Source organism: Microbulbifer mixtoriginis (SeqCode) (genome assembly GCF_052468275.1).
Map to the genome: position 1 here is coordinate 3613297 of NZ_CP174341.1, position 26571 is coordinate 3639867.

The 26571-nt window shown below is 53.6% G+C and carries 23 protein-coding genes and 3 tRNA genes; 6 read left to right on the forward strand and 20 right to left on the reverse strand.

Going from position 1 to position 26571, the window contains the following annotated elements; translation table 11 throughout:
- The 4 genes from ACJJIC_RS15925 to ACJJIC_RS15940 all read right to left on the reverse strand — a co-directional run bounded on the left by ACJJIC_RS15925 (position 1) and on the right by ACJJIC_RS15940 (position 1282).
- Positions 1-780 (reverse strand): hypothetical protein, encoded by a 780-nt coding sequence (locus tag ACJJIC_RS15925; RefSeq protein ID WP_444884486.1) that lies wholly within the window; start codon positions 778-780, stop codon positions 1-3.
- Between the two features lie 139 nt (positions 781-919).
- A tRNA-His gene (locus tag ACJJIC_RS15930) sits at positions 920-995 on the reverse strand.
- Positions 996-1110: 115 nt separating this feature from the next.
- A tRNA-Arg gene (locus ACJJIC_RS15935) sits at positions 1111-1187 on the reverse strand.
- An 18-nt stretch (positions 1188-1205) separates the two neighbouring features.
- Positions 1206-1282: transfer RNA gene (locus tag ACJJIC_RS15940), tRNA-Pro, on the reverse strand.
- A 340-nt stretch (positions 1283-1622) separates the two neighbouring features.
- Here ACJJIC_RS15940 and folD point away from each other — a divergent pair.
- From folD to ACJJIC_RS15955, 3 genes are read left to right on the forward strand one after another with little or no spacing between them, the layout of a single operon-like run.
- On the forward strand, positions 1623-2468 hold the full coding sequence (folD, locus tag ACJJIC_RS15945; protein ID WP_444884485.1) for a bifunctional methylenetetrahydrofolate dehydrogenase/methenyltetrahydrofolate cyclohydrolase FolD: 846 nt from the start codon (positions 1623-1625) through the stop codon (positions 2466-2468).
- A complete protein-coding gene (gene rsuA, locus ACJJIC_RS15950) occupies positions 2461-3165 on the forward strand; it encodes a 16S rRNA pseudouridine(516) synthase RsuA (RefSeq protein WP_445357383.1) in 705 nt (234 codons plus the stop codon). The genes folD and rsuA overlap by 8 nt, the downstream gene beginning before the upstream one ends.
- Positions 3166-3170: 5 nt before the next feature.
- On the forward strand, positions 3171-4184 hold the full coding sequence (locus ACJJIC_RS15955) for a class I SAM-dependent methyltransferase (RefSeq protein WP_445357384.1): 1014 nt from the start codon (positions 3171-3173) through the stop codon (positions 4182-4184).
- Between the two features lie 87 nt (positions 4185-4271).
- Here ACJJIC_RS15955 and ACJJIC_RS15960 read toward each other — a convergent pair whose 3' ends face one another.
- The 11 genes from ACJJIC_RS15960 to ACJJIC_RS16010 all read right to left on the reverse strand — a co-directional run bounded on the left by ACJJIC_RS15960 (position 4272) and on the right by ACJJIC_RS16010 (position 17546).
- A complete protein-coding gene (locus ACJJIC_RS15960) occupies positions 4272-4727 on the reverse strand; it encodes a hypothetical protein (protein WP_152453116.1) in 456 nt (151 codons plus the stop codon).
- A gap of 140 nt (positions 4728-4867) precedes the next feature.
- Complete coding sequence (locus tag ACJJIC_RS15965) at positions 4868-5614, reverse strand: methyltransferase domain-containing protein (protein ID WP_445357385.1); 747 nt, start codon at positions 5612-5614, stop codon at positions 4868-4870.
- Positions 5614-6087, reverse strand: coding sequence for a free L-methionine (R)-S-oxide reductase MsrC (gene msrC / locus ACJJIC_RS15970; RefSeq protein ID WP_444909294.1), 474 nt, complete (start codon positions 6085-6087; stop codon positions 5614-5616). The genes ACJJIC_RS15965 and msrC overlap by 1 nt, the downstream gene beginning before the upstream one ends.
- Positions 6088-6227: 140 nt before the next feature.
- Complete coding sequence (locus ACJJIC_RS15975) at positions 6228-6683, reverse strand: hypothetical protein (RefSeq protein WP_252082092.1); 456 nt, start codon at positions 6681-6683, stop codon at positions 6228-6230.
- A gap of 178 nt (positions 6684-6861) precedes the next feature.
- Positions 6862-8064, reverse strand: coding sequence for a Wadjet anti-phage system protein JetD domain-containing protein (locus ACJJIC_RS15980; RefSeq protein ID WP_445357386.1), 1203 nt, complete (start codon positions 8062-8064; stop codon positions 6862-6864).
- A gap of 42 nt (positions 8065-8106) precedes the next feature.
- Entirely contained in the window at positions 8107-11754 is a 3648-nt protein-coding gene (locus tag ACJJIC_RS15985) for an ATP-binding protein (protein ID WP_445357387.1), read from the reverse strand.
- Positions 11755-11909: 155 nt separating this feature from the next.
- Complete coding sequence (locus ACJJIC_RS15990; RefSeq protein WP_444909291.1) at positions 11910-12674, reverse strand: DUF4194 domain-containing protein; 765 nt, start codon at positions 12672-12674, stop codon at positions 11910-11912.
- Positions 12667-14094: a Wadjet anti-phage system protein JetA family protein gene (locus ACJJIC_RS15995; protein ID WP_445357388.1), complete on the reverse strand. Its 1428-nt coding sequence runs from the start codon at positions 14092-14094 to the stop codon at positions 12667-12669. The genes ACJJIC_RS15990 and ACJJIC_RS15995 overlap by 8 nt, the downstream gene beginning before the upstream one ends.
- A gap of 15 nt (positions 14095-14109) precedes the next feature.
- Positions 14110-14298 (reverse strand): DUF3012 domain-containing protein, encoded by a 189-nt coding sequence (locus ACJJIC_RS16000; protein WP_444900467.1) that lies wholly within the window; start codon positions 14296-14298, stop codon positions 14110-14112.
- Between the two features lie 110 nt (positions 14299-14408).
- Complete coding sequence (cysS, locus tag ACJJIC_RS16005; protein WP_444909289.1) at positions 14409-15785, reverse strand: cysteine--tRNA ligase; 1377 nt, start codon at positions 15783-15785, stop codon at positions 14409-14411.
- A gap of 87 nt (positions 15786-15872) precedes the next feature.
- Positions 15873-17546 carry a glutamine--tRNA ligase/YqeY domain fusion protein gene (locus tag ACJJIC_RS16010; RefSeq protein ID WP_444905139.1) on the reverse strand — a complete coding sequence of 558 codons (1674 nt, stop codon included), beginning with the start codon at positions 17544-17546 and terminating at the stop codon, positions 15873-15875.
- A 212-nt stretch (positions 17547-17758) separates the two neighbouring features.
- Here ACJJIC_RS16010 and ACJJIC_RS16015 point away from each other — a divergent pair, with 212 nt between their 5' ends.
- Complete coding sequence (locus ACJJIC_RS16015) at positions 17759-18268, forward strand: peptidylprolyl isomerase (protein ID WP_252082100.1); 510 nt, start codon at positions 17759-17761, stop codon at positions 18266-18268.
- Between the two features lie 35 nt (positions 18269-18303).
- Complete coding sequence (locus ACJJIC_RS16020; protein WP_444905140.1) at positions 18304-19029, forward strand: UDP-2,3-diacylglucosamine diphosphatase; 726 nt, start codon at positions 18304-18306, stop codon at positions 19027-19029.
- Between the two features lie 32 nt (positions 19030-19061).
- Here the strand turns inward: ACJJIC_RS16020 and ACJJIC_RS16025 are convergent, their stop codons facing one another.
- The 4 genes from ACJJIC_RS16025 to ACJJIC_RS16040 form a co-directional block, all read right to left on the reverse strand.
- On the reverse strand, positions 19062-19991 hold the full coding sequence (locus tag ACJJIC_RS16025) for an NAD-dependent epimerase/dehydratase family protein (RefSeq protein ID WP_444905141.1): 930 nt from the start codon (positions 19989-19991) through the stop codon (positions 19062-19064).
- The gene (locus ACJJIC_RS16030) at positions 19988-20815 is read right to left on the reverse strand and encodes a glycosyltransferase (RefSeq protein WP_444900462.1); all 828 of its coding nucleotides are present in this window, start codon (positions 20813-20815) and stop codon (positions 19988-19990) included. The genes ACJJIC_RS16025 and ACJJIC_RS16030 overlap by 4 nt, the downstream gene beginning before the upstream one ends.
- 74 nt (positions 20816-20889) lie before the next feature.
- Positions 20890-22194, reverse strand: coding sequence for a condensation domain-containing protein (locus ACJJIC_RS16035; RefSeq protein ID WP_445357389.1), 1305 nt, complete (start codon positions 22192-22194; stop codon positions 20890-20892).
- 18 nt (positions 22195-22212) lie between these two features.
- Positions 22213-23487 (reverse strand): NAD-dependent epimerase/dehydratase family protein, encoded by a 1275-nt coding sequence (locus tag ACJJIC_RS16040; protein WP_444909285.1) that lies wholly within the window; start codon positions 23485-23487, stop codon positions 22213-22215.
- 403 nt (positions 23488-23890) lie between these two features.
- Between ACJJIC_RS16040 and ACJJIC_RS16045 the strand changes: the two genes are divergently transcribed.
- Entirely contained in the window at positions 23891-25042 is a 1152-nt protein-coding gene (locus ACJJIC_RS16045) for a saccharopine dehydrogenase NADP-binding domain-containing protein (protein ID WP_444909284.1), read from the forward strand.
- 101 nt (positions 25043-25143) lie between these two features.
- On the opposite strand, the gene ACJJIC_RS16050 is transcribed toward ACJJIC_RS16045, so the two are convergent.
- Complete coding sequence (locus ACJJIC_RS16050; protein ID WP_444909283.1) at positions 25144-26427, reverse strand: condensation domain-containing protein; 1284 nt, start codon at positions 26425-26427, stop codon at positions 25144-25146.
- Positions 26428-26571 lie beyond the last annotated feature (144 nt).

Here is a 26571-nt window from a genome sequence, read left to right on the forward strand (position 1 = left end):
TTAGTTTGCCTTTTGCCCTGCCTCTGTCTGATCTTTTGACGCTATCGCCGACTTCCTACGCTCAAGTTCAGCCGCCACAGCCATACTCAACCCATCTATTGATTCCGGAGAAAGAGTGATAGGTTTCAGCTGCACGGAAGAATCAAGAATAACTGACACAGGTTTACCATTCCCCCTCTCCAGCTCAGCTTTGACAATTGCATCACCTAAGCTCTTGATAGACTCTGAAGTGAGGGTGACAGCTTGAAGGCTTACCGGCGAAGCGAGCTGTACATCGATTGATTTCCCTTGATTATAAATTTGCCATAAAAGCGCACCGCTTGAGATTACTGCTGATATCGCCGCTACTCCGACCCCAATTCTTGTCAGAATTGTGCCCCTCCGTGCAATTTTGAGACTTGTATTAGCAGCTTCAGAGCTCTCTTTTGCTGCCGCGACCCCCTCAGATGCAACTTTAATGCTCTGCCTTTGCAGCTTTAAAGTGTTCATGACTGTAAAAGCATCAACTGATGCTTGGACTTGCGGCAAAAATGATGCGAGGAACTGCTTTTTTGGTTCTCCTGCAGTTTTATCCCAATCCTGCCCACTCCTTAATTTCAACCCATCTAGAGTGAAGATATAACCTTCAATCTCCCCCTTAAAAGCCATCAGATGCACCAAAGCAACTGCTATGAATTCGGGGCCCCTCTCTTCTGGCGCTGAGATTTCTGCCATTTTTTTCGTTAAATCAGGCGGCTCTGGCACCAAAGATATTAACTCTTCCAACTCCTTGAAATCCATATCCCTCTCCTAGCCCGCTTTTAAAACCTCAACATAGATTGAGGCCAAAATTACCACACCAAATTACCACACTGAGGCCAAAAACGAAAAAACCCCGCACTAGGCGAGGTTTTAAGTCCTTGAAAAACAAGGAAGAATCTGGGGTGGCCGACGGGGATCGAACCCGCGACCTCAGGAGCCACAATCCTGTGCTCTACCAACTGAGCTACGGCCACCATAAAAGTGATATACTTCAGCACCTTGTGGCAGTACTGATTGCCGGATATCTCTTGCAGCCAATCTGGCTTCAGACTAAGTCCTTTTTGCCAAACCAGCACCATCTTGTGAAGATGGCACGCCCGGCAGGACTCGAACCTGCGACCATCCGCTTAGAAGGCGGATGCTCTATCCAGCTGAGCTACGGGCGCAAGGTGAACCCGGAAAATTGGTCGGGGCAGAGGGATTCGAACCCCCGACATCCTGCTCCCAAAGCAGGCGCGCTACCAGACTGCGCTATGCCCCGTTTTTCCAATCATTCGCATCTCTTTGACCCTGTTAACCGCCCCGTAGGTGGTTGTGTAAGTCGCTGTAGCTGCGAAGTGCGTGCATAGTAATGATACCCCCGGCCCATGTCAACGCTTCTAAGCTATTATTTTTAAAGAAGTTTATCCTTTTGCCTATCTGGGCCCAGAAGTGGCGAAATTATTTCCAACCTGTGCGAAAATGGCGCACTTCGCAAATCCGACCGGATAAAAAGTAAGCGTTTTTAAAAATCGCCTGCTTCCGCCCTTCTATATACAGTAGGTGCTGAAGCAGACTCCGGTCTATTAGCCATCGATTTTTTATTGTTAGAGATAGCATCTATGTCTGCACTGGTTCTGGACGGCAAGGCCCTGGCACAGAAAACTGAAGAAGAACTCTCGGCTCGGGTAGCCCTACTAAAAGAGAAGAGCGGTGGGCAAACGCCAATCCTGGCGACCATCCTGGTGGGTGATGACCCCGCTTCAGCTACCTATGTAAAGATGAAGGGCAATGCTTGCCGCCGTATCGGCATGGATTCCATGCAGGTGGAACTGCCCTCCTCCACCACCACTGAAGAGTTACTCGCCAAGATTGAGGCGCTCAACGCCAACCCCAACGTCCACGGTATCCTACTTCAGCACCCGGTGCCGGCACAGATCGATGAGCGTGCCTGTTTCGACGCGATTAGCCTGGAGAAAGATGTAGATGGCGTGACCTGCCTGGGTTTTGGCCGTATGGCAATGGGTGAAGAAGCCTATGGCTGCGCAACCCCCAAAGGCATTATGCGTCTACTGGAGGCCTACAATATCGAAATGGAAGGCAAGCACGCCGTAGTTGTGGGCCGCAGCCCTATCCTGGGTAAGCCGATGGCTGCCATGTTGTTGAACGCCAACGCCACCGTAACTATCTGCCACTCCCGCACTCAAGATCTGGCCGAACATATCCGCCGCGCCGATATCGTAGTGGGCGCCGTGGGCAAACCTGAGTTTATTAAGGCCGAGTGGATTAAAGATGGCGCAGTGGTTGTCGATGCCGGCTACCACCCAGGCGGTGTGGGCGATATCGAACTGGGTCCGCTAACTGAGCGCGTTGCCGCCTACACCCCGGTGCCCGGCGGTGTTGGCCCAATGACCATCAATACCCTGATCTACCAATCTGTCGATTCCGGTGAACGCAAGATTGGCTAGTTCTATACGGTTGGATAAGGCGGTCAGCCAGGTGACGGACCTCTCTCGTTCCGATGTGAAGCGCGCCGCCAAGGCGGAGCGTATCAGCGTAAACGGCGAGGTAGTCACCGATCCGGCCGCCAAGGTACAGGCCAGCGATGCACTGTACCTGGACGGAGAGCCCCTGCACGAGCCGGGGCCACGCTACATTATGTTAAACAAACCCCTGGGCTATGTAAGCGCGACCAAAGATGGCGAACACCCTACGGTGCTGGACCTGATTGACGAGCCCAACAAAGCCAAGCTACATATCGCCGGGCGCCTGGATATCGATACCACCGGGCTGGTACTACTCACCGATGATGGCCAGTGGTCACATAAAGTGACCTCGCCGAACCACCACTGTGAGAAAACCTATTACGCTCTTCTGGCTGAGAAAATTGAGGAAGATGCGGTGGCAAAGTTTGCCAAAGGCATCTGGCTCAACAATGAAAAGAAAAGAACCAAGCCGGCCAAGCTTGAGATTCTCTACGCTAACGAAGTGCGCATAACCATCGGTGAGGGCCGTTACCACCAGGTCAAGCGTATGTTTGCCGCCCTGGGCAACCGGGTAATCGAACTGCACCGGGAGAGAATCGGCGATATCTTCCTGGATGAAGAGCTCCAGGAAGGCGAATACCGGCTGTTAACTTCTGAAGAAATCGCTTCGGTACAATAAAGACTATGTCCTCGCTTCTCCTCCAGGAAATCTCACAGGTCCCGAGTGAAACCCTGTGGATCGCCGATGAAAACAGCAAGCCTTTACTCCAGCCGGGCCTTCACTTCGAAGGTGACCTCCTTACCAACCGCTGGGATATTGCCGAACTGGCCCAGGGTAAGGTTGGGCGCAGCTTCTATAACGACTTTCATCTTGAAGAGCTGGATCGCCGCTACCGCCGCATTGTTTATTCGGTCTCCAAGGAAAAAACCGTCGTTCACCATATCATCAACCAGGCCCCACTGTTTCTCGGTGAGGGCGGTGAACTGGTGTTGTTAGGGGAAAAGCAGAGCGGCATTAAAAGCTATGCGGCTAAAGTTGCCGAGCGCCTGGATGGCAGTAAGCATCTGCAAAAGTACGGCAACGATTATTGCAGTGTTAACCTGGTGGAGCATCCCCAAGGTGGAACACCTATCGGTGAGGAGGATTACCCGCAGCTACGCAGCCTGCCGGAGCTTGGGGGTCTTTATAGCAAGCCCGGCCTGTTTGGCTGGAATAAGATTGATAAGGGCAGCGCCCTGCTGGCCCAACAGCTCACCACCGAGCTTCCCAAGGAGGGCGCTCAAGTCATCGATCTCGGCTGTGGCTACGGTTATCTCAGTGCCCGACTAGCGTCATTGGGGAGCTTCCACTTTACCGCTATCGACAATAATGCCGCTGCCCTACTCGCCTGTAAGAAAAATTTTCAAACTCAGGGTATCAAGGGCGTAGTGCTGCCCTCCGATGCCGGGGCAGAGCTGGAAAGCGGTGCTGCGGACCTGGTGCTGTGCAACCCGCCCTTCCATCAGGGGTTCCAGGTGGAGGGCGATCTCACCGATCGCTTTCTGCAACAAAGCGCACGGTTATTGAAAATAACCGGTACGGCACTCTTTGTGGTGAATGAGTTTATTCCGCTGCTCAAGAAGGGGCCGCGTTACTTTTCTGAGGTGCAGTTGATCAACAAAGAAAAAGGCTTCTGTGTATACCGGCTGCGCCCTTAGGGCGCAGTTTGCCAGCGTTTATCTAAATTAGGCGAGCAGTCGCCAGGAGACAAAAATCAAATTTGCGGACCAGCTGAGTCGTAAGGATTAGTAGTCGCGCAAATTAAACAGGTTCATCGAGAGGGTGTGCTCCTCCAGCTCTTCCAATTGTCGCAAGCGCTCGAAGGCTTCACGCGCCGAGGGAGTCTCCGCCCCCTGGGCCAGATCCCGGTATTGGTCAGCCAGATAAATCTCAATATCCATAGCCAGTTTGGCAATGTCATCTAGATTATCTATATCGATACTGCGCAGGCGCTGCAGAAACTCCTTCTCGCGCCCTTCCGGGGCAAATTGCACCCAGGTGTGCAAGGCACCTGGCGGCAAATCGGCGTGGAAGTTCTCCAGTGAATGCTTCATGGAGTCTTCCCGTCGTCGAAGCTGATCTAGGAGCAGCTCAACCCGCTTGTTGGTGGCAAGCTGCTCATACTCTTCGTATTGCAGCGCCAATTTGGCATGAAAATCCCTTCCTTCCTGAATAACTTCCTCAACTGTTTTGTACCGCATTAACGAGCCCTGGAGTAATAAGTCGCTAATGTCAGTATAGACAGGCAGTGAGAAAGGGCGCCAACAACACCCAACAAAAAAACGACAGTGGCAGTTTTCTCTTTGCCTATCGAGCCGCCAGGGCGCTCCAGACAGATAACTCAACGCAGAAGTCGATGATGAGCATACAGGCGACAACTGGGACTACCGGGATTGATTTTGGCTGGAACGCGCTTCTTCAGCTCCGCCAGTGAAAGCGTGTTCCTGCTCACCGCCAGAATATGATTTTCGTATTGGGGCATGTAGGCCATCCAGGCGCCACGCAGACGGCTGCGCAAAGCCTTTTGACGCCAGGCACTGTCTCGGAGCTCCTGAAGATCGCCAAAGTTACTCACTAAAACCCCATCCCGATGCAATAGGCGCATCAAGTTGGCGCACCACTCTTGACTTGCGGGCACGGCGCGCTGTGCCACCCCCTGAAAATGACCAAATAAGTCATCGATTACCAGATCAAACGGCTCAGCAGAGGGGTTTTGCAGGTAATCTGCCACATACTCTTTGGCATCGGCATGTACCAGCTCTACATCCTTAACTCCGAAGAAGCGGCGGGCCACCTGTAGGTGAACCGGGTCCAGGTCCACCCCAACAATACGTTTCGCCGAGGTGTAAGCCTGTAACAAGCGGATCAAGGCACCGCCCCCAACACCTAATAACAATACAGAGTTCAGACGCTTCTCTGGCAGAAAGAAGGCCGGCAGCAGAAGCAGCTCCCACAGGGAGCCCTTAAGGGGATCGCGAGGATTCCACTGGGAATGGAAAACCCCGTTGCTGTACAAACGTACGCTGGCGCCGTGGTTGCGCACCTCATAACAGGTGTCTCCCACCTGCTTCTGCCACAGTAGTGCCATTAGCTTTGTGGCAGGTCTGAAGATTTCAGCAGTACTTGGGCAAAGCCCTGTAAGCCAGCCAGATCTTCTGCGGTGAAACGGGCAACGGTCGGGCTATCGATATCGAGCACCCCAAGGCAGCGGCCGTTATTATCGTAAAGTGGAATGACCACTTCAGAAGCAGAAACCGCATCGCAGGCGATATGGCCTGGAAACAGGTGCACATCCTCTACCAGTTGAGATTCTCCGCTGGATACCGCCGTACCGCAAACTCCGGCACCTACGGGAATACGTGTACAGGCGGGCTTGCCCTGAAAAGGCCCCAGACGCAGCTCATCATCATGCAAAAAGTAGAAGCCCGCCCAATTGATATCCTCCAACTCCATAAACAACAGAGCGCTGGCATTGGCAGTATTGGCCAGCCAATCCCTCTCGGCGGATAGCAGACCTTCGAGTTGACTATTGAGCGATAAGTAGAATTTATTTAACGACATGGCCGGATCGCCCCCTCACAATCAGTGGCTATAAAACGCGTTTGCCAGACACAGCAAACCCGCGAAATACCTGGCGCATTGTGTGCCAAGAGGCAGGTATTTTGCGGGCTTTACAGCAGGAATCAACCGGTGATTGAAAATTACTGGTAGGGGTCCAGCACCTCCTCTTTTGAGGACTCCCGTTGATATTGGTCTGCATCCATCGTGGGACGTGACCACTCATCACTCTCGCGGCCACCCTGCTCCTCCCCCGATTGGATAGCCGGGGGAGCCTTGGTGACATCGGAGGCAATTAAAGCGGAGCGTTTTTGCTCGAATCGCTTTTCCACGACGGGCTTGGGCGGCATGGAGGTGCTGGACTCTCGGCGGATACGGCTGGCCATAGTGCTTAGCGTTGGTCGTCGGCGCTCGGCCAGCTTAACCGCTTCCAACTCGCTGTTGAGCCGATTGACCTCTGCCTGCAAATCTCCCATCTGCGCCTGCAGTTCGGTAATCTGAGTCAGTACGCCTTTAACTTTACGGCTTTCCTTCTCATATAAAACAGCGGCGCCGCCGAAGGCCAAAGCAAAAATGACCAAAATGGAAAACTGACGCATAGAGATCTCCAGAAACTTCCCTTGTTATTTTTAAAGGGCATTTTTACCGTATATTTTCTGTATCTTCCGAGATCTCGCGCATAAAAAACAAGCTTTAAGGCTGACTGAAACGATTGCAACAGCCAGCACAGAGTTAAGAGGAAGAAGAATTTATCTGATAGCGACAAAAGGCCCAGCGTTAAGGAAGAGTCTCCAGCAAAGCCTCTGTTTTGACGGCCTCCTGATCCACAAAACAATTATTGGCCGAGATAGCTGGGATCAAATAATCATCCGCATATTGGCAGCCGATCATTTCGATGGGTTTTTGCCCGAGCTTTTCCGCCAAGTCGGGAGAATGGGCTTTGCCGGCGTGCAGAGAGTTGAGTAACAAATCATAACCGGGCCGCCAACACTGCAACTCAGGAAAACTTTTCTTCAGCGCGGCGGCTATACGCAGCCCTTCATAATCCAGATCCCCCCAAAAGAAAACGGGAAGTGAACCCAAATTATCGCCATACCACCACTGTGAAAATTGCTGCCGAGAAACTGTAGTGGCCGAATTAATCGTGCTAAAGCGAGTAATACCATAATTGCGAATCCGATCCGTACCCCCCTGATAGCCCTCGCTATACACCAGCGCCGTGGAGCTGGGCTGCAATTCCGCCAGGCTGATAAAAGTATCCTGGTTCTCTATAAAAATCACCTGCGTAAACTGTTCCGGCAGGTAGGCGTGAAGTAATAACTGGCGCTCGCGAATTTTTCGGCTCAGCTCCGGAAACAGGTTACGCACCAGGGACTGGCGACTAGGTAAATCAAGATATTTGGAATCCCCTTTAAAGCAGCGCGCGGCCAATTGCCGCCAGGTGATTTGCTCGGCAAAAATCAATTCCCGACTTATCGCGGCCCAGCAGGAGACCATCTCCTCGGCAGAGTCGAACCCCGCTTGAAGCTCCAAACCCTCTACGGGAAAAGCCGCGGGATTCTCAAAGCGATCGGCATAAGGCTCCAGCAGACTGATCCAGGCTGACTTGCGCAAGTTGGGGGATGGACGATTGAGCCACAGGCGCAGCTGCTCTTCACTGGCGTCCCGAAAGATCAGCTGAGCGCCCTGCCACTCGGCAACACCCGGTCGCCGTTTAGGGTTCGGTTTTACTGCAAAACATTGATACTCACTGGCAAAGTGCTGCAATTCATTCCACAGCTCTTGCTCGTCTTGGTCGGGGTCTCTGAGGGGCTCCAAAACTTCCAACCAGCGCTTACTGCCAGCGCGCAAATCCAGCCTGAAACTAATGCGGGCTTCCTTGCCCCGTTCCAGCTGGCTGTCCCGCCGATCCAGAATGAAATTCAGGATGCCGATTAACAGCGGGTTTTCCTCTACCCAATAGGGCAATGCCTTTTCCATCGGTTGCCTCCCTGCCAATGGAGGGGTTTCCCCCGAAAATACCTATCCTTCTACTTCTACCAGGTCCATAAAATCCAGCGACGCCTGCTGGCGAATCGTGCGGCGGTGATTGGCCCAGAGTTCGGCGATACGCTCCTGGTTGCACACCTTGCGATCGACATACACCCGCGTATTCAGCTGGCCGATGGGCTTGGCACTGGGGCACTTGCTGAATACAAACTGATTCGAAATCAGGTCCATAAAAGGCCCAGATTTACTACTGGGCATAATAAACAGCAGCTGTAAGCCCAGGGTTTCAGTCAGGTAACGGATCACTTCCTTGGAGCGGGACTCATCCATTTTGGAGAAGGCCTCATCCACCAGCACCATTTGCAAATGGCTGCCGCTTTCACCAAAGCGGAAGGCCGAAGTGACCGCTGCGGAGCGGATAATATAAGCCGGCGTTTCCAGCTGGCCGCCGGAACCGGTGCCGTACTGGCTGAGCGCAATCGGCTCCTTGCCTTCCGGTTCCTTATAGATCTCATAGCTGCGATAGTTGCGGTAATCGCTGATTCGATCCAGCTCGCGCCGCGCCACCTGCTCATCTTCACTCAGCAGCATACTCAACAGGCGATCCCGCACCTTGCGGTGCTTGGGCGCCAAGTCCGTGTCGAACAGGCTCTGCTCTTCGCCCAAGTTCGGCAGTTCGATTACCGCCTTAAAGAAGCTCCAATATTCCTTGAATTCCGCCACCCACTGGTAGTCAAAACGGAAGCGCTCGCGGTCGGCGCCAAAGCGGTGGTGCTCCAGCTCTTTGTTCAGATCATCCAACACGCGCTTACCATCGTTAATGGACTGGTAAATAGCGTGGCACAAGTGGGTTACAAAAGTGGTGTTAAAGGATTTTTTCAATCCCAGCAGTTGATCGTGGCGCTCCACCAGCAGGTTGTTCTTCAGGCGGTTACGCAGGGTCTCTACCTGATCGCCGAGACCGCTGATCAACTTGAACAGGCCATCTTTATGGCCGCCACTCAAGTCGGGCTCAAATACCAGGGTATCGATGCTGGCACAGGTGGCGTTGTACTCCATCATCGCGCGATCCAACTGGCGACTGTATTTCTCCAGCTGTCCCTGCCAACTTTCGATATCCGCTGAGAAGTCGAAGTTGTCGGCCGCACGTTCTACCTGCTCGTCAGCAGTAACCAGCACTTGCTCGGCATCGAAAGTGGGGTCGATGGCGGTAATGCGCCTTACCATTTCCTCGCTGTCAATGGCAGCATCGTCCAGGGACTCAAGCTCGCCAGACAGGGCATACAAGAGCTTTTCATTACTCCTTAGCTTGGTCTCCAGAGAGCCATGCTTGCGCTGGAGATCAGACAGCTGCTTCTGTTGGTTTTTGAGCTGGGCTTTGAGTTCATCGACCTGCTGCTCGAACTGCTCGAAGTCCTTCAGGTCCAGGTTTTCCAGAGCCCGCTCGGCGCTGCGCCATTCCCGCTGGGCCGCCAGGGCGGAATCCACTATGGACAACAGCTTGATATTCGCCAACCCTCGCACCGCGTTAGTGACCCGGCGGTAGAGCTGGTGGCGCTCGTTGACGTGGGCGGCCTCTTCCAGCAACTGCTCCATAGCGCGCTGCTGCGCCGCCAGTGCGCGGGCGCGGGCGCCCTGGCCGAAGACCAGCTCGGCATCGTCCATATCGCAGCGCCACATGCTGTAGTTGCCACTGGCCATACCGTCGGCAGTCAGGCCCCGGCGGGTGCCGCGCAGCTCGTGTTCATCCTCCACCTGCACCACGGCACCGTAAGAGGCGCGCAAATAGTGCTCGGCAGTTTTATGGGTGAACTCCATCAGTTCGATAATGGAGCCCGACGGCGTATCCAGGCGCTCCGCATCGCGGCGGGCTTTATCCCCTTGGATCACCCGGGCGCGGTTATTGCGACCGGGCAGGCCGCGCACTAAGCGAATCGCGCGGGCCTCGTGTTCCGGCTCCACAATAATCGAGAAACGCGCGCCGCCCAGATAGCCTTCAATCGCCATCTGCCAGCGCTCATCCAGCACTTCCACATAATCACACAGGACACGGGGCTCTGCCTCCGGGCACTGCTCGCGAATTACGGCCAGGGCCGCTTCCACCGATTGGGGGTAGCGCACGCGGTTGGCCTGGAGATGCTGAATGCGGCTCTCCTGGGTGCGCAGCTGCTTTTGCAGCTGCTGTACTTTTTGCTCCCAGCGGGAGGCCTGCTGGGCAATCTGCTCTTTGGGGGAAACCTCATCACCGACGCCAGCTTTACCACTGCTATCCAGCAGGTCGTAGAGGCGGTTCTGTAGGGCCTCACTGCTGGCAGCGCGCTCGCGCAGTGGCTCCAATGCGGCCAGGTCAATCCAGTCCTTGCCCAGCAACTTGTGCAGATCCGGCAGGTCTTCCTCGCGGGCTACCTGCTTGATCGCCTGCACCAGTGCTTTATCGGAGAAGGCGGGAATTTCCAGCTCGGCGGAGGTGGAGTTGAGCAGATTTAATAATTCTTCGGCGGCCTCGCGGTTCTCACGCCAGCGGGCCTCTTCGGCAGACATGGGGGTGTGCTGCTGGGACAGAAGGCTCAAGGCATTGTTAATACGCTGTTCCAGTTCGTCCTTATTGCGCAGCGCATCGATACCCAGGCGCTGGGCTTGAAGCTCTACCAGCTGGCCATTGAGTTGCTCGACGCGCTCGGAAGCGACGCGCACTTCGCGCTCATTGTTGTCCAGATCGCTGCGCAGTTTTTTCTGGTCGTTCTTGCCGCTCAGATAACTCTTTTGCACCCGCTGCTGGCGGTGGCGTGCGCACAAATATTCCTGCACCCGCAACTGCAACCACTGCTCCCGGTAGAGCTCTACCGACTGGGCGATGGCCTCCAGGGAACTGACCCGCTCTACAATCTGGCGGGCTTCCTGCTCCATGCTGTGAATGGTTTTCATCAGCTCGGAGACGGAGCGGATGGCATCACCCAGATCGCGTTTTTCCAACACTTCCTGGGCGACAAAATCGTTGATGCTTTTTACTGGCTTGTAGGCCATAAAATTGGCAAAGGTGCGCGCGGCGTGCATGGCCTCGCGATCGGAGACCGCATCGCGGCGTCCACGCAGTGCGCCGTAAAGGCGGCGCAGGTAGGCCTTTTTCTTGTCGTACTGCTCTACTTTTTCGAACTGCTTGCTCAGGACCTGGTTGAATTTATCCAGCGGCAGCAGGTGTTTGCCATCGGTGTAATCCCGGACAAAATCGCCCATCACCAACTGTTCACCGGGGAATACAAAAAAGCGCAAATCACTCTGGCGAGCCTGGGCGGGTTTGCTGCTGTTATCCAGGTGTGCGCGAATACCCATCACTGCAGTAAAAGGCTCAGCATCGTCTTCACCGCTGGTGGGGTGAAAAATACCGGCAATGTAACAGTCGGTGGGCTCTACCCGAGCGTAACTGCCGTCGTCACAACCCAGTACATAAGAAGCTAGTGTCCGCACCTGCTTGCCACCACGGCCGCGCTGGGTGGTTTCATCCTGCCCCGGGTTAAAGGTAAACAGGGTGTCGTGGGCGGCAGTCATCAATGTTTGGATAGCATCGGCCGCCGTAGTTTTACCGGAACCGTTGCCACCGGAAAACAGGTTGATCGGGCCGAAATCATATTCCAACTGCGGGATATTGCCCCAGTTAATCAGGATCAGTTTTTTTAGGAACATAGTCTTTTCAAAAAAACGGTCTTTTCAAAAGCAGGGTCTTTTTACTGGCGGGAAGCCGACACCCCTCTCCGAGGCTCCCGGGCATGATTTACGCAAACCCGGGCGGTCGAATGTTTTCGATTTTTTATAGCCGCTACTGCGGCCTCTATTTTCAACTAGGAAGCGGCTTCACTCTCAAACAGGCTGTTATCTTCGACTTCAGGAGTGATGCGTTCGAGCGCTTGCTCTTGTTCCGCCTCTTCAGCCTCATCAATTTCATCAGTTTGAGTGGCCTCGCTCTCCACTGCGGGCGGGGCTTCGCTGTCGATCAGCTGGTGCAATACTGACTCGCTGACAAAGTGGGCGATGGTCGGGCGCACGCGCAACCAAACTTCCGCACTGGTCTCCACTTCTTCGCTGCTGAACTGCACCAGACGCAGCTGGCGCAATTTCTTCAGCAGGTTTTTACGCTCGGCATGTTTATCAGGCAGGGACATTTTCAGCAGATTGCGCATGCCCAGTTCCAGGGCTTCCAGTGACAGCGCGGCGCAACCACTCTCATCCACCTGCCCTTCCCGCAGCGCTTTATCGTATTCCACTCGTAAGGCGAGAATCGCGGCTACTTCCTGCTGACTGAGACGGGCGCGGAAGCCGCCGTGGTGCGGCTCTTCCTGATCCGGCAGACCCGGCACTTCGGCGCCGGGCGGATACACGCGGATAAACTGGAAACGGCTGTCGTGCTGCAAACGCAATCCCAGCGGGGCCAACCACTCGCGCACCAGCTGCTCGCAGCGCTGGAAGCGATCGTAAAGCGTGGTTTCGATAACGCTTTCATCCCGGCAAATAACGCCGTAATCCAACAGGCGCACCAGCAGCTCGGAAAATTCGCTGCGGTTCAGGCGACACTGCGCCAGGGCCTCATCCAAAGCCTGTTCAATCACTGTTTTTCAGCTCCAGGATATATTCGTCAAATTCGGTGAAATAATCATTGCTGGCGATTTCACCGGTAAATTTCACCTGCAAGTCGGCGGCACCGCTCTGGTTCACCGCCGCCGCTTCGATCACATGGCTCATAGCGAGCAGATCACGCGCATCGCGCAATGGCAGGTTGCGACTGTTGATCTGGCGGCCGGTGCCGAGAGCATCACTCAGATAATCGCGCAGGTTACTGTTGTTGAAATTAAACGCCTGGTCGAGCAGTTGTTGCAGCTCGATCTCGCGACGGTTTTCTTCACCGATGGGGGTTTCATCTTCGACCCGGGTATTCACCGGCTGGCGGCGATTGCGCTGCCACAGCTGGGTTTGTTTGGGGTCAAACAGGCGCAGCTGGAAGCCACCTAACTGTTCGCCCAGCTGCTCGAGAATTTGTGTTTTTTGCTGGCTCTCACCGAGACGCTGGCACAAATCCGCAAACTCGCCCTCGGCCTGGCTGTGCAGGTAGCTGAGCTGGCGAATAATAATATCCGCGCGCTTGGTAAAACCCTGTAACGCGCGGCGCAACGCGGGCAACTTCACCTCGCAGGCGCGGCGCATACGGTCCTCGATGGTATCGAGCATCAGCCACAGCAGGGACTGGCCGGGCTGCATCAATTCTGGCAGCAGCTGGCGCAGGCGCTTCTCCCACTCCGCTTTCTGCATATCCTCCTTGCGGCGAATGCAGTCAATCACCCGGTTGATGGAATCGCGATGTTTTTCCACGCTGTCCGCAGACAGACGAATAGCCAGGTCCGGCTGGAAGCGGCTCTCCATAAAGGAGAAAAACTCATCGGTGGCCTGCTGCACCAGCAATTGGGCCTCCACCTCCCGCACCATTTCCCGCTTGCGCTCTTCCAGCTCGGCGATCATATCGGTGAAATCCGCCACGATACGCTCGGAGTATTCCCAGGCATCGATCAAGTCGTGGATTTCACCTCGACTGGCGAAGGCCTCCAGGGCATTTAAGGTGTTGCGGGTATTGCGGTGGCGGGTGCGCACGCGAGTGCCGTTCACTTCCACTAGCGGCTGAGTGAAAAGTCGGCCCCGGCGGCTAAACGGATAGGTGGCGGTGAGCGTGGCGCTGTCCACCTGCTTCTCCAACCAACCGAACTCCACCAGGCTGTTCAGTACCCAGACGGCTTGATCGCGCAGGTTGCGGAAGCGGCCCTCGGGGTCCTGCACTCCATCTTCACTATCGAGTTGGGGCGCGCGGGTCAGGGCCTCAGCAAAAATTCCCAGGATCTGTTCCCGCAGCAAAGACTCACCGTAGTCAGCCTTGGCGGTGTACAGACGCTCATACAAAAGACGCAAGCACTCAACCACCTGTTCGCGGTATTTACCGGTCAGCGGGCGGAAGAAGTGCTGGTAAGAATCGACGAAGAACAACGACTATAGGCCCACTTATTCCTCTTCCGGCTTTTGGTTGAATACGCAGTACTTGGTGTAGTCGCGTCCATCATCCAGGGTCCATTGGCCCTTGGGCACTTTATCCATTTTTTCACACCAGGCATCGGAGCCGCGCTTGGGCTCACAGGCGGTCAGTGCGACAAGGGCTACAGCGGAGCAGATCAGAAAGAGTACTTTTTTCATGGTTCGCTTCTACAAATGAAATTCGAATGGCTTTTTCTCCCCAGCTGCGACCAGCCAGGGAGAAATCAGTGAGCTTAGTTTAAGGATGTTGTTTAGGGGATAGAGGCGCCCTACTCGCGGCGCCACTTAGTGCCCTCGCGGCTATCCTCAAGCACCACACCTTTTGATTTTAACTCTTCGCGAATCTCATCGGCGCGGGCAAAGTCACGGTTTTTCTTGCTCTGCACGCGCTCTTCAATCAGCGCTTCAATTTCCTCTGCGGAAATAGTTTCCTCGCCACCGCGGGCCTGCTTGAACCAGGTTTCCGGGTCTTGCTGCAAAATACCGAGCATTTCACCGGCCGCCAGCAACAAACCTTTCAGGCGCGCTTTATCGGCGTCTTCGGCCTTATTCAAATCGCGGGCGATCTGGTGCAGCTCGCTAATGGCGATGGGGGTATTTAGATCATCTTCCAATGCTTTAAGAAAAGCGGTGCCGGCCAAATCTGCCGCTTGCGCCTCAACCACTTCCGTTTCACGCAGTGCACCGTAGAGGGTATCCAGGGTGCGCCATGCCTGATCCAGCAAGTCAGCACTGAAATTCAGCTCAGAGCGGTAGTGGGCAGACAGCAGTGCGAAACGCAGCACTTCACCGGGGTATTGGCTCAGCAGGTCTTTGACCATGCGGAAGTTACCCAGGGACTTGGACATCTTCTCGCCGTCGATATTCACGTAGCCGTTGTGCATCCAGTAGCGCACAAAATCCACGCCATTGGCGCAGCAGCTTTGGGCCCGCTCATTCTCGTGGTGGGGGAAGGTCAGGTCGCGACCGCCGCCGTGAATATCGATGGTGTCACCCAGATGCTTCTTGATCATGGCCGAGCACTCCAGGTGCCAACCAGGACGACCGCGACCCCAGGGGCTGTCCCAACCGGGCTCTTCTTCTGAGGAGGGCTTCCACAATACGAAGTCACCGGCATATTTTTTGTAAGGCGCTACTTCCACCCGCGCACCGGCGAGCATATCGTCGAGGGAGCGCTTGGACAGCTGACCGTATTCCTGCATGGACTCCACCGCGAACAGCACATGGCCCTCGGCGGCGTAGGCGTGGCCCTTCTCCAGCAGGCTTTCGATCATCGCGATCATTTCCGGCAAGTGCTGGGTGGCGTAGGGAACGATATCCGGCTCCAGGTTATTGAGCGCGGCCATATCCTCGTAGTAAGCCTGGGCATAGCGCGCCGACAGCACGCCGATTTCCTCGCCGTTATCCCGCGCGGTCTTCATGATTTTGTCGTCAATATCGGTGATATTGCGCGCGTAAATCACATCGCTGAAGTTTCTTTTCAGTACCCGGTACAGGGTGTCAAACACCACCACAGGGCGGGCATTGCCAATATGCACGCGGTTGTACACGGTGGGGCCACACACATACATGCGCACCTGATCTTCCACCAATGGTACGAAGGGTTCTTTCTTCCCGGAAAACGTGTTGTAGACCTGTAGAGACATCTTTTCTCTCAAATTCTTTTTGCTGTCTGGCTGGGCCAGCCCCTGACCCAACCGCGAAAACTGCCGCTCGGGCAGCTCTTCGCCTTGCTATTTGTTTTGCTCTTTAGCCCAGCTATCGCGCAGACCAATGGTGCGGTTAAACACCGGCGCTTCTGCGCTGCCGTACTTGCTGTCGCGACAGAAATAGCCGTTGCGCTCGAACTGGTAGCCCTGCTCCGGCTCCGCTTTGGCCAGGCCGATTTCCGCCTTACAGCCTTTTAGGATTTGCAGGTTGTCCGGGTTTACGCAGTCGAGGAAGTTTTTACCGCCGGCATCCGGCGCCGCATCGTTGAACAGGCGATCGTAGAGACGCACTTCGCAATCGACATTGTTATCGGCAGATACCCAATGAATAACGCCCTTCGGCTTAACGCCGTCGGCCGGGTCCTTACCCAGGGTGTCCAGATCAACCGAGCAGATCACCTCAACAATTTCACCGGCATCGTTCTTCACGACTTCTTCCGCAAAGATCACATAGGCGTTGCGCAGGCGAACTTTTTTGCCCAGCACCAGACGCTTGTACTTCTTGTTGGCCTCTTCGCGGAAATCCTCTTTCTCAATATAGAGAGTGCGGCCAAACGGAAGTTCACGGGCCGGCAGATCGTCCCGCACTGGGTGGCCCGGTGCTGACAACAGTTCTTCCTGACCTTCCGGGTAATTTTTCAGGGTGATCTTCAAAGGCTCCATCACGCACATAGCGCGCGGTGCATTTTTATCCAGGTCGTCGCGAATGCTGTACTCCAGCATGCTCACATCGACGACGGAATCGGAGCGGGTTACACCAATCATCTCGCAGAAGTTGCGAATGGAGGCCGGAGTAAAGCCGCGACGGCGCATACCGGACAGGGTCGGCATGCGGGGGTCATCCCAGCCATCTACATGGCCTTCGTCTACCAGTTGCTTGAGCTTGCGCTTGGATACCACGGTGTAGTTGAGGTGCAGACGTGCAAATTCGTACTGACGCGGGCGCGAAGGCACCGGCAGGTTCTCGATCAGCCAGTCGTACAGGGGCTTGTGATCTTCAAACTCCAGAGTACATATGGAGTGGCTGATACCCTCAATCGCATCACACTGGCCGTGAGCGAAATCGTAGCTGGGGTAAATGCACCACTTATCACCGGTCTGGTGGTGAGCCATCTTTTTGATGCGGTAGATGATCGGGTCACGCAAGTTGATATTCGGTGCGGCCATATCGATCTTGGCGCGCAAACTGCACTGGCCTTCTTCCATTTCACCGTTGCGCATCTTTTCAAACAGCGCCAGGTTTTCCTCGACAGAGCGATCCCGGAAAGGGCTGTTTTTGCCCGGCTCTTTCAGCGTGCCACGGTAGTGACGAGCTTCTTCTGCGGACAGATCGCAGACGTAGGCCTTGCCATCTTTAATCAGGTGCAGTGCCCACTCGTACAATTGATCAAAATTATCCGAGGAATATTTGGCCTCGCCATTCCACTCAAAACCGAGCCAGGAGACATCGCGCTTAATCGCATCGACAAACTCTTCCTCTTCCTTAGCCGGGTTGGTGTCATCAAAACGTAAATTGCAGGTGCCGCCAAACTCCTGAGCCAAACCAAAGTTCAGGCAGATGGATTTGGCGTGTCCAATATGTAGATATCCATTCGGCTCCGGTGGAAAGCGGGTTGCCACCTGGGATACCCGGCCCTCTGCCAGGTCTTCGCGAATAAGGTTCTGTAAAAAGTGAGCGGGCTTGCTCTCGGATGTCATAGGATTCTCTTATTTACAGCTGTGCGAACATAAACGGCGAATTATACCCTATTTGAGCCACAGAATATCCTATTTAGCTGAGCGCCAGACGATGATTTTTGCTGTTGGCGCACACTTTTTAGGCAATCCATTATGATATCGCGACTCGGCGTTTTACAGCTCCTGACTAAAAGGTATCATGCCGGCCGAAATCAACCCTCATAGGACATTTTATGATCACCTTGCACACTACCCACGGAGATATTGCTATCGAACTGGATTTCGACAAGGCCCCAAAGACCGCAGCCAACTTCCTGCAGTACTGCCGTGACGATTTTTACACTGGGACCATTTTCCACCGGGTGATCGACAACTTCATGATTCAGGGTGGCGGCATGACCCCCGACATGGAGCAGAAAGAAACCCGCGAGTCCATTGAAAACGAAGCGGACAACGGCCTGAAGAATGACACCGGCACCCTGGCCATGGCCCGCACCATGGACCCCCACTCCGCCAGCTCCCAGTTCTTTATCAATGTAAAGGACAACGACTTCCTGAACTTCCGCAGCAAAGACACCCAGGGCTGGGGTTACTGCGTGTTCGGCAAAGTGGCCGACGGTATGGACGTGGTCAATAAGATCAAGAGCGTAAAAACCGGCAGCAAGGGCTTTCATCAGGACGTACCCATGGAAACCATCGAAATCACCGGTATCAGCATTTCTGACGACTACGCAGACAAGTAATTTTTCGAGCCCATTTAGGCTCTAAGGCGGGGACATTGTCTATTTATTTTATTTCCGATCTGCACCTCGATGAGAACCGACCGGAGATTACTCAGGCTTTTTTTGATTTTCTGCGCGGCCCCGCCGCCGGTGCCGAAGCACTGTATATTCTCGGCGACTTCTTCGAGGCCTGGATTGGCGATGACGACGATGCCCCCCTGATTGAAGAGGTGATGCGGGAGTTAAGCCACTACAGTGGCACCGGGGTGGAACTGTACCTAATGCATGGCAACCGCGATTTCCTGCTCGGTACCGATTTTGCCCAGCGCACAGGTGCGGTGCTACTGCAAGACCCAACTACCCTCACTCTGGCAAGCCGGAAGGTTCTATTAATGCATGGCGACAGCCTCTGCACTCGCGACGAGGAATATATGACTTTTCGGCGTCAGGCGCGGGACCCCAATTGGCAACAGGGGTTGCTGGCCAAGCCTTTGGGAGAACGCCGCGCTATCGCCGCACAGATTCGCGCCGCCTCCAAAGCCATGAATAGTCGCAAAGCGGAAGACATCATGGATGTTACCCCTGAGGAAGTGGAAAGAGTGATGCGTGAATACAACGTAAATACCCTGATCCACGGCCACACCCACAGGCCCGGTCGCCACCCCTTCTCACTTGATGACGCTGCAGCAGAGCGCATTGTACTGGGAGACTGGGATCGCAATGCCTGGTGCCTAAAAGCGAGTGGGGAAACATTGGAACTGATGCACTGGCCAATCGGCTGAAGCAGGGCTACCCACATCCAGCTTCCCAATAGTTAGTGACAGAGCTTTTGTTCGAGCTTCACAGCCTCCGCCAAGAGGCGCAGGCTGTGGCGCAGACGCTTCGCCCCACCAAAGCGGAACCCTTTGGCCTGTAAATAGGCGCAATCCATTATTGCTGGCCGCTCTCCCTGAGCTTCTGGGGGCAGAGGGCTAGGCTTACCCAACATGGACTGCAAAATCTCCGCCACCTCTCGGTAACTCACCAGGCGATCACTGCAATTCACCGCCCTCCCCTTGGCATCCGCCTCCGATAGGACCAACTCCACTGCCCTGGCGACATCTTCCCCATGTACTTCTGTGGCAACTCTGGTTTGAGTGAAGGGCTCACCGCTCACCACTGCGCGAGCAATGTCATACCACTTACTGCGCTCGAGGGGATTCACCACACCATAGACTCCGGTGAGACGCAGGGAGACCGCGTGCCATTGACGCTGCTGGGCCCAAGCGGAAACCATCGCTTCCACCGCCGATTTGTAAGCCCCATAAAATGTATCGGGCAAGGCCGCCTGATGCTCGTACAAGTTGCCTCGCAAACACCCCGTCGCGTACACGGCCCTGCTGGAAATAAAAACAAATTTATCCACGGAGGCAGTATGAGCCACTTGCATCAGTAGCAGCGTACTGTTCAGGTTAGATTGGAGATAACCGGAAAGATTCTCCCCTTCCCCACCACGATAACGCCCAGGCAAGTGATCATAGGCACAGTGCACTATCGCATTCAAACCACTAACAAACCTGGATAGAACTGCACGATCCGCCATATCGCCAGCAACCCACTCAAAGTTGCTACCTGTAGCAAAGGGAAATAACCCAGATTTATGACCTGTGCGGGATAGTGCTCGCACTTTATAACCATGATCGAGAAAGTAACGGACAATAAACTGCCCCACATAGCCACTGGCGCCAGTGATGCCGATATTCACTGGGCACTACTCACTGACTGACTCTGCTCATGGGTCAACTGCTCGATTCTCGCACCGATATCACGACCCTGATTGACTGCCCACCACAATTCGATCAAGGGTCTGAGCTGCTCCATTTTCGTATGGTCCTTTTGCCAGGGTTTTTCGTATTGATAGTGAATCACATGAATGCTACTCCACAACCATAATTGCGGTAGATTAAAAAACAGATACTGCAGGGCATTGTAGATATAAGGCATGCCGTGCCAGCGGGGGAAGAATGCCTGCAGAAAAGTCTGGTCGGTGCGCCGCCAAAATGCGCCCGGCCTATCCAATAATGCCAGCATTTTCCGGTAAGTTTCTACACTAGGTACGGCGGTAAATAGGCCAGAATTCATTCGGCCAAAGCCGTCCAAGTTTTCATAGAGATTGGGCGCGGCACAAAATTCAGGGTATCCCATCAGGTGGTCGATATTGCGCAGTACCAACATATCTGCATCGAGAAAAATTAGCTTGTCATATTCCTCCAGCTGCCAGAGGGACAGCTTGCAAAAATTATTCAGAGGAATATGGAACCGAGGTTTTTCCCCCTTATCGAAAGGCGCGCGCATGTGAAGTCCTGCGCGCTCGTGACGCTGGATAAATGCCTCAGAAAAATCTGGTGGGCTGATCTCCCGCACCAGGCATCCAGATAATTCCAGCGGTTCCGTATCCACAGAATCGGCAACCACCATTGCTATCAAAGGGTGTGTAGCCCTCACCCTTTCCAGCGAACGTTTTAGCGCAACCGCACCAATCACATAATCCGGGCTGTTTACGAGGGTAATAAAGGCACAACGAGACATGATGGCTACTGCAATCTGTTTAACACTAGTTAGGTATACGCACTGCCTAGCACTCAGAAATGCCTATGGGAGACTCACAGGGGAGGCATTTTCTCATCCGCTCCATAAATTGAGCGAAGGCACCAGCGATCTGCAATGCTCTCCACCTGCTTAAAACTGAAACAGTTCACATTATAGATAAAGCTCGCCCGTAACTGACCGCCATAGACTGCCAATGAGAGATAAATTCCGTAAGGGGTGAGACGCGTTGGCAGCGGGGTCGTATGTATTTTCAAGTTCTCACTAATTTCTACCCACTCTGAAGTTTCGCCGGTATACACAGCAGTAAATCCTTCATGATGCTCCTCCGCCTGAAGAAAGGTTATAAGAAAGCAGCTTGAGGCATTGAGGCTGTGGCCGATACTGCCGTGAGGGCCAATTGAATCAGCGGCGTAGGCAGTGCGCATCGCATGCCGGATCTCTCGTGACAGACGCACGAGCTTTTCTGACCAGGATTCATTTCTGCAAACTGACAAATTGCCATAGCGAAACATGGGGCCCAGAATATAGCGGTGCTCTCGCTTTAAGCGCAGAGACAGGCTGGTATTTAGCCAAAAGTCATGATGAAGAAATTCACATAAAGTTTGCTGGTAGGCGGCGCATAAGAAGGCAAACAAGCTAATTTCTGCATCACTGACATTGGCTCGAATCTGTGCAAAATCGGCCCCGTCAATGCTGAGAGTCACCTCGCTACAATTAATTGAGACAATCTCTTGGTGCGAAGCCTGCCATACAACGTCTCTCTGCAACTCTAACTTATTGCGCCAATAGTAACTGGCCTTTTGCCCGCGCTCCGTCCCAAGATATGTCTCCTCAAAATTGATATAATCGGCAAAATCGGTGGATTCTTTGCGGGGCTTATAGGGTTTCCCAGCTCCCATTGCCAGGTAAGCAGCTAGGGATTCGGCCCACAACAGAGACAGGCTAATACCATCAGTAATAATGTGGTGGCACTTGGTCAAGAAAATATATTCATCCTCACCGGTACGAAAAAGGCTGAGGCCTAGCAGCTGGTCCGAATTTAAATCCATTGGGGAACTGCTGAACTGGCGCAGGAAGCTGGTAATATGCGCCTCGCTCATATGGCGAATATCCATATAGTCCAGTTCGATATCATCAAAACTTCGGATAGCCGGCTCATCCCGGTAGCGACAGCGAAAAATAGGGTAAGCATTTATAACCGCGGGCACAGCCCGCTCAAACAGTTCGACATCTACATCCCCCTTAATACGCATCGCGCGGGTAATCAGGTCCGCCAGTACCTTGCGGTGATTCAGGTTGTAAATACTCTGCTCCGTAATCGACAGAGGCACATGCGCAGAGCAATCCCAGCCTGGCATAGGAGTTCCAGTCGTCGGCTAAGAGTTAGTGGGCCGAATCAAATTCTGGGCCCCCTCAAGTACTTTGTGCAGGTGTGGTGTCTCAACATCTGGAGTACTTTCCTGGACTTTGTGGTTGCGCCAGTAAGAGCGACACGGGATCAGCTCTGCATTGCAGCGATAGGCATATTTCCCCGCTACTTCAGAGATTTCCTCCAGTAATCCCTGGGCCAAAAATGTCGGTTTTAAACCCAGGTTGCAGAGGCTGGCATTCTCCACAAATAAATCATTTTCTGCAGCCTCATTGCGCGGATTGTCGACAAATGCCACCTTGGCTCCGCTCACATCGGCAATCATTTTGGCGAGATCACGCACCCGATGGGTTTCGGTCATTTGGTTCATGATACGCACCCGCTCTCCTGCGACGGGAGGAGAGTTAATCGCCAGCTGGATACAGCGCACAGTATCGGAGATATGAATAAATGCACGGGTTTGCCCGCCGGTACCGTGTACAGTCAATTCATGTCCGGTAGCGGCTTGCATCAGAAAGCGGTTCAGTACAGTGCCATAATCACCGTCATAGTCGAAGCGGTTGATTAGGCGCTCATCCAGGGAGGTTTCCACGGTTTGTGTCCCCCACACTATCCCCTGGTGTAAATCTGTAATTCGCACACCATCATTTTTGTTGTAGTAGGCAAAGAGCAGCTGATCCTGGGATTTCGTCAGATGGTAAATACTGCCAGGGTTAGTGGGATAGAGTATCTGCTGGGACACCCTCTGGCCGTTTGCCATCGGTATTTCCACATCCAGATAACCTTCTGGAATCTTCATGCCCGCAGAGCCATAACCGTAAACTCCCATAGTACCGAGATGAACGATATGGCTATCGACGCCGGCATCCACCACCGCGGCGAGAAGATTATTAGTGGCATTGATATTGTTGGAAACGGTGTAGCGTTTATGACGCGAGGATTTCATGGAATATGGCGCTGCGCGTTGCTCAGCAAAGTGCACAATAGCAGCGGGCTGGGTCTCGGCAATCAACTCCATTAGCGGCTCGTAGTCACAAGCCAAATCCAGCCTGTGCAGCCGGATATTTAGCCCGGTCGTCTCCCACCAGCACTGTAGGCGCTGTCCAATACTCTCAATCGGTGTCAGGGATTCCACCCCCAACTCCTCGTCGATACGACGCCTTGAGAAGTTATCCACGATAGTGACCGTGTATCCCTGCCGCGATAAAAACAAGGCCGTAGGCCAACCGCAAAAGCCATCTCCCCCCAACACCAGAATATGGGCATTACCGTTTTGCCGCATATTAACCTCCCCAGAGAAAAGTCCGCGCCAAACACCAAAATATATGAATAAATAATATACAAGACTGCCGATCAGGTTACCGTCAAGTAAGTGAATAGTGTCATCGATTAGCCCCTGTAAGACACAAACTAGATAAGGCTAAGGGATAGCGCCTGGTTTTCTTTAACAGCCGAAAAGGCGTGAATAACGAACCCTGTCGGGGGTAATCCGTTGACCCTTTTTACGTCATAGTTGTCCCCCTAAGATTACTATTTATTCGTCGGTACTCACCAAGCAAAGGCAAATCGTGATAAACCGCCAGCCAGTCATTTAATCAATAGTCACTAAGATTCTCTTGATTTACGTCACTGCCCCATTGCATGATCCACTCTAACTAACCTCAGGGGAGAGGAGTGCGATCCAGGTGATTAATAACCTGAACAAACGCGTATTAATACTCGGCGGCTACGGCAACTTTGGCGCGCGCATTGCGCAAATGCTGAGCTCCGAGCCCAATATTCAGCTGATTATTGCCGGCCGCAACAAGGCTCTGGCAGACCAGTGTGCCGAGGGACTCGGCGGGCTCGCCGAAGGTTTACGCCTGGAGAGAGATGCCGTCAACTTGGCTGCACAACTCAAAGCCCTCCACCTGGATCTTTTGATTCACTGCGCAGGCCCCTTCCAAAAAGAGAGTGATTATCGGGTTGCAAAAGCCTGCATTGAGTCACGCACACCTTACATTGATATTTCCGATGGTCGTCGCTTCGTGTGCGATTTTCACCGCCTGTCCCCCGCCGCAGAGGCCGCAGGCATTAGTATGGTATCGGGCGCCAGTAGCCTACCCGGGCTGAGCTCCGCCGCAATCGCCGAGATCCAGCTTGAACTGCCAGTGATTCACTCCGTAGACATTGCCATAGCACCTGCACACCGAATAGATCGTGGCTTGGCGACTGTACGCGCTGGCTTTGAATCCCTTGGCCACAGCTTTCCACAGCTGCAGAGCGGCTACTGGCGCGAATCCCACGCAGGGAAAAATCTACGCCCCATCAACCTGGCCCACCCAGTGGGCAAACGCTGGCTGTGCGACTTTGATGTGCCCGACCTAGAGCTCTGCCCGAAGTATTTTCCCAAGATGCACAGTGCTCGCTTCGCCACTGGCCTTGAGCCTCTAACCCTGCAAATCGGCCTATCCGCTTGCGCCCAATTGGCGCGCCTACAACTACCGGCAACCACTGCGCGCCTAGCCCAGCTTGGCCATAAGATCAGTGACCGCTGGCCGGGAGGCACACCACACGGCGGCATGATCGTGCGTGCTACAGGGGAAAATGCCCATGGAGAAAGCGCCTCGCGCAGCTGGCAGGTATTAGGCCTAAATGGCGATGGCCCCTGGATTCCTGCAGCCCCAGCGGCAGCACTAGCACGTAAGTTTCTACGCGGAGAAATGGAAGAGACAGGAGCAAGAGCCTGCTGGCAGTTACTGAGTCTGGATGAGATTCTGCTTGAACTGAATGATCACTCAATCGTTACGGCTATAGAGACCCACTCCCGCGAGCGAATGCCAGCACTTGCCGGCTAGGGCGGTAACCAGACCAACGCTGGTGCAAAGTGAATGATTTGCGCCCATCCCCACTGAGAGTTTGCTGATATTTTTGGCGCAGTAATTCAAGCAAACTCGGCCTAACAGCCATTCTCTAAGATAAAACGCCACCGATCACTGAGTTTTTGCACGGTGTCACGGCTGAAACAGTTGGCGTTATAGACAAAGTTACTATGAAGGTGCCCACCGTAAGCCGCAAGAGAGAGATAGATTCCATAGGGTGTAATTCGGGTGGGCAAACTCATTGAGCACATTTTTACTCTCTCATTTAAATTGACCCAGTTCGAGGAAGCATCGTTATAAATCGCTTGCAGTCCCTCCTGCTGTACCTCTGTTTGCAGAAAGTTAATCAAATAGGTGCAGGGAGCAGGCAGGTTATTGCCAATAACACCATGGGGACCAATCGAATCAGCCACGTAAACCGTTCGTACGGCATACTGGATTTCTTTGGCCAGCCGCCGTAGTTTTCCCTTCCAGGTTTCCTCAGCTACCACTGCCAGATTTACCTGGCGAAACATTGGCCCCAAAACCTTCCGATGTTCTCTTTTTACCCGCAGTGACAAGCTGGTATTCATCCAAAAATCTTTTTGTAGGAGTTCGAACAAAGCCTGCTGAAATCCTGCACACAGATAGACAAAGTGACTGACCCCGGCAGCCCTTGCCCGCTCTTTAATATGGGAGAACTCTTTCTTATACAGGGTGCAAACCAAGTCTTCACAATATAGAGAGACTCCTTTCCCTGATGAGGCCACTTCAATCGCGCCTCTTTGTCGGGCCAGCTTATTTTGCCAATGTTGTAGAGCTTTTTGTCCCCGCTGGCTACGGATGTAGTTATTTTCAAAACCCACGTAATCGGCGTAATCAATGATTTCCGGCTGAGGACGGAAACCAGCCCCGCTCTCAAGATCCAGATAAGTGCTCAGTACCAATCCCCAAAGCAATGTCAAACTGATCCCATCGGTAATAATGTGATGACATTTCGTTAAGAAAATGTATTCATTCTCTCCGGTGCGAATAAGGCTTAAGCTCAGCAGCTGATCAGTATCCAGTGCTAATGGCGCATTACTGTATTGGGTTAAGAAGCTCTTTACATGAGAGTCACTCATGCCCCGGACATCCAATATATCCAATTCGACATCTGCAAAAATCCGCCGAACGGGTTCGCGGGTATAGCGACAACGAGCAATAGGATAAATATTGACAGTTCTTTGAACCGCCTCTTTGAACAGGTCGATCTGGAGGGTGCCCTTGATACTGATTGCACGGGCGATCATATCTGCCAAGGCTTTTCGGTAATGTAAGTTGTAGATACTCCTCTCGGTAATCGATAAAGGTACATCCGCAGCATGCTTCCATCCCGACATGCTTATCTCCCGTGAACGCTCAATCAATCTTATTTCTGCCAGAATTTTGTCAGGCAACTACTGGAATGCTCTGGCAAAGAACTCAGCCATTCGCAAAGGCCCACCCCATACCACTCGACCTTCAAGCCTCAATTGAAATTACTG

Coding starts and splice junctions, on each gene's coding strand:
- cysS (WP_444909289.1), bottom strand. CDS start 15,785: ATGTCTCTACAGGTCTACAACACGTTTTCCGGGAAGAAAGAACCCTTC.
- ACJJIC_RS15965 (WP_445357385.1), bottom strand. CDS start 5,614: ATGGCACTACTGTGGCAGAAGCAGGTGGGAGACACCTGTTATGAGGTG.
- ACJJIC_RS15975 (WP_252082092.1), bottom strand. CDS start 6,683: ATGCGTCAGTTTTCCATTTTGGTCATTTTTGCTTTGGCCTTCGGCGGC.
- ACJJIC_RS16030 (WP_444900462.1), bottom strand. CDS start 20,815: ATGTCTCGTTGTGCCTTTATTACCCTCGTAAACAGCCCGGATTATGTG.
- ACJJIC_RS16040 (WP_444909285.1), bottom strand. CDS start 23,487: ATGCGGCAAAACGGTAATGCCCATATTCTGGTGTTGGGGGGAGATGGC.
- ACJJIC_RS15925 (WP_444884486.1), bottom strand. CDS start 780: ATGGATTTCAAGGAGTTGGAAGAGTTAATATCTTTGGTGCCAGAGCCG.
- ACJJIC_RS16035 (WP_445357389.1), bottom strand. CDS start 22,194: ATGCCAGGCTGGGATTGCTCTGCGCATGTGCCTCTGTCGATTACGGAG.
- ACJJIC_RS15985 (WP_445357387.1), bottom strand. CDS start 11,754: ATGTTCCTAAAAAAACTGATCCTGATTAACTGGGGCAATATCCCGCAG.
- ACJJIC_RS16015 (WP_252082100.1), top strand. CDS start 17,759: ATGATCACCTTGCACACTACCCACGGAGATATTGCTATCGAACTGGAT.
- ACJJIC_RS15955 (WP_445357384.1), top strand. CDS start 3,171: ATGTCCTCGCTTCTCCTCCAGGAAATCTCACAGGTCCCGAGTGAAACC.
- ACJJIC_RS15980 (WP_445357386.1), bottom strand. CDS start 8,064: ATGGAAAAGGCATTGCCCTATTGGGTAGAGGAAAACCCGCTGTTAATC.
- ACJJIC_RS16050 (WP_444909283.1), bottom strand. CDS start 26,427: ATGTCGGGATGGAAGCATGCTGCGGATGTACCTTTATCGATTACCGAG.
- ACJJIC_RS15960 (WP_152453116.1), bottom strand. CDS start 4,727: ATGCGGTACAAAACAGTTGAGGAAGTTATTCAGGAAGGAAGGGATTTT.
- ACJJIC_RS16000 (WP_444900467.1), bottom strand. CDS start 14,298: ATGAAAAAAGTACTCTTTCTGATCTGCTCCGCTGTAGCCCTTGTCGCA.
- msrC (WP_444909294.1), bottom strand. CDS start 6,087: ATGTCGTTAAATAAATTCTACTTATCGCTCAATAGTCAACTCGAAGGT.
- ACJJIC_RS16010 (WP_444905139.1), bottom strand. CDS start 17,546: ATGACATCCGAGAGCAAGCCCGCTCACTTTTTACAGAACCTTATTCGC.
- folD (WP_444884485.1), top strand. CDS start 1,623: ATGTCTGCACTGGTTCTGGACGGCAAGGCCCTGGCACAGAAAACTGAA.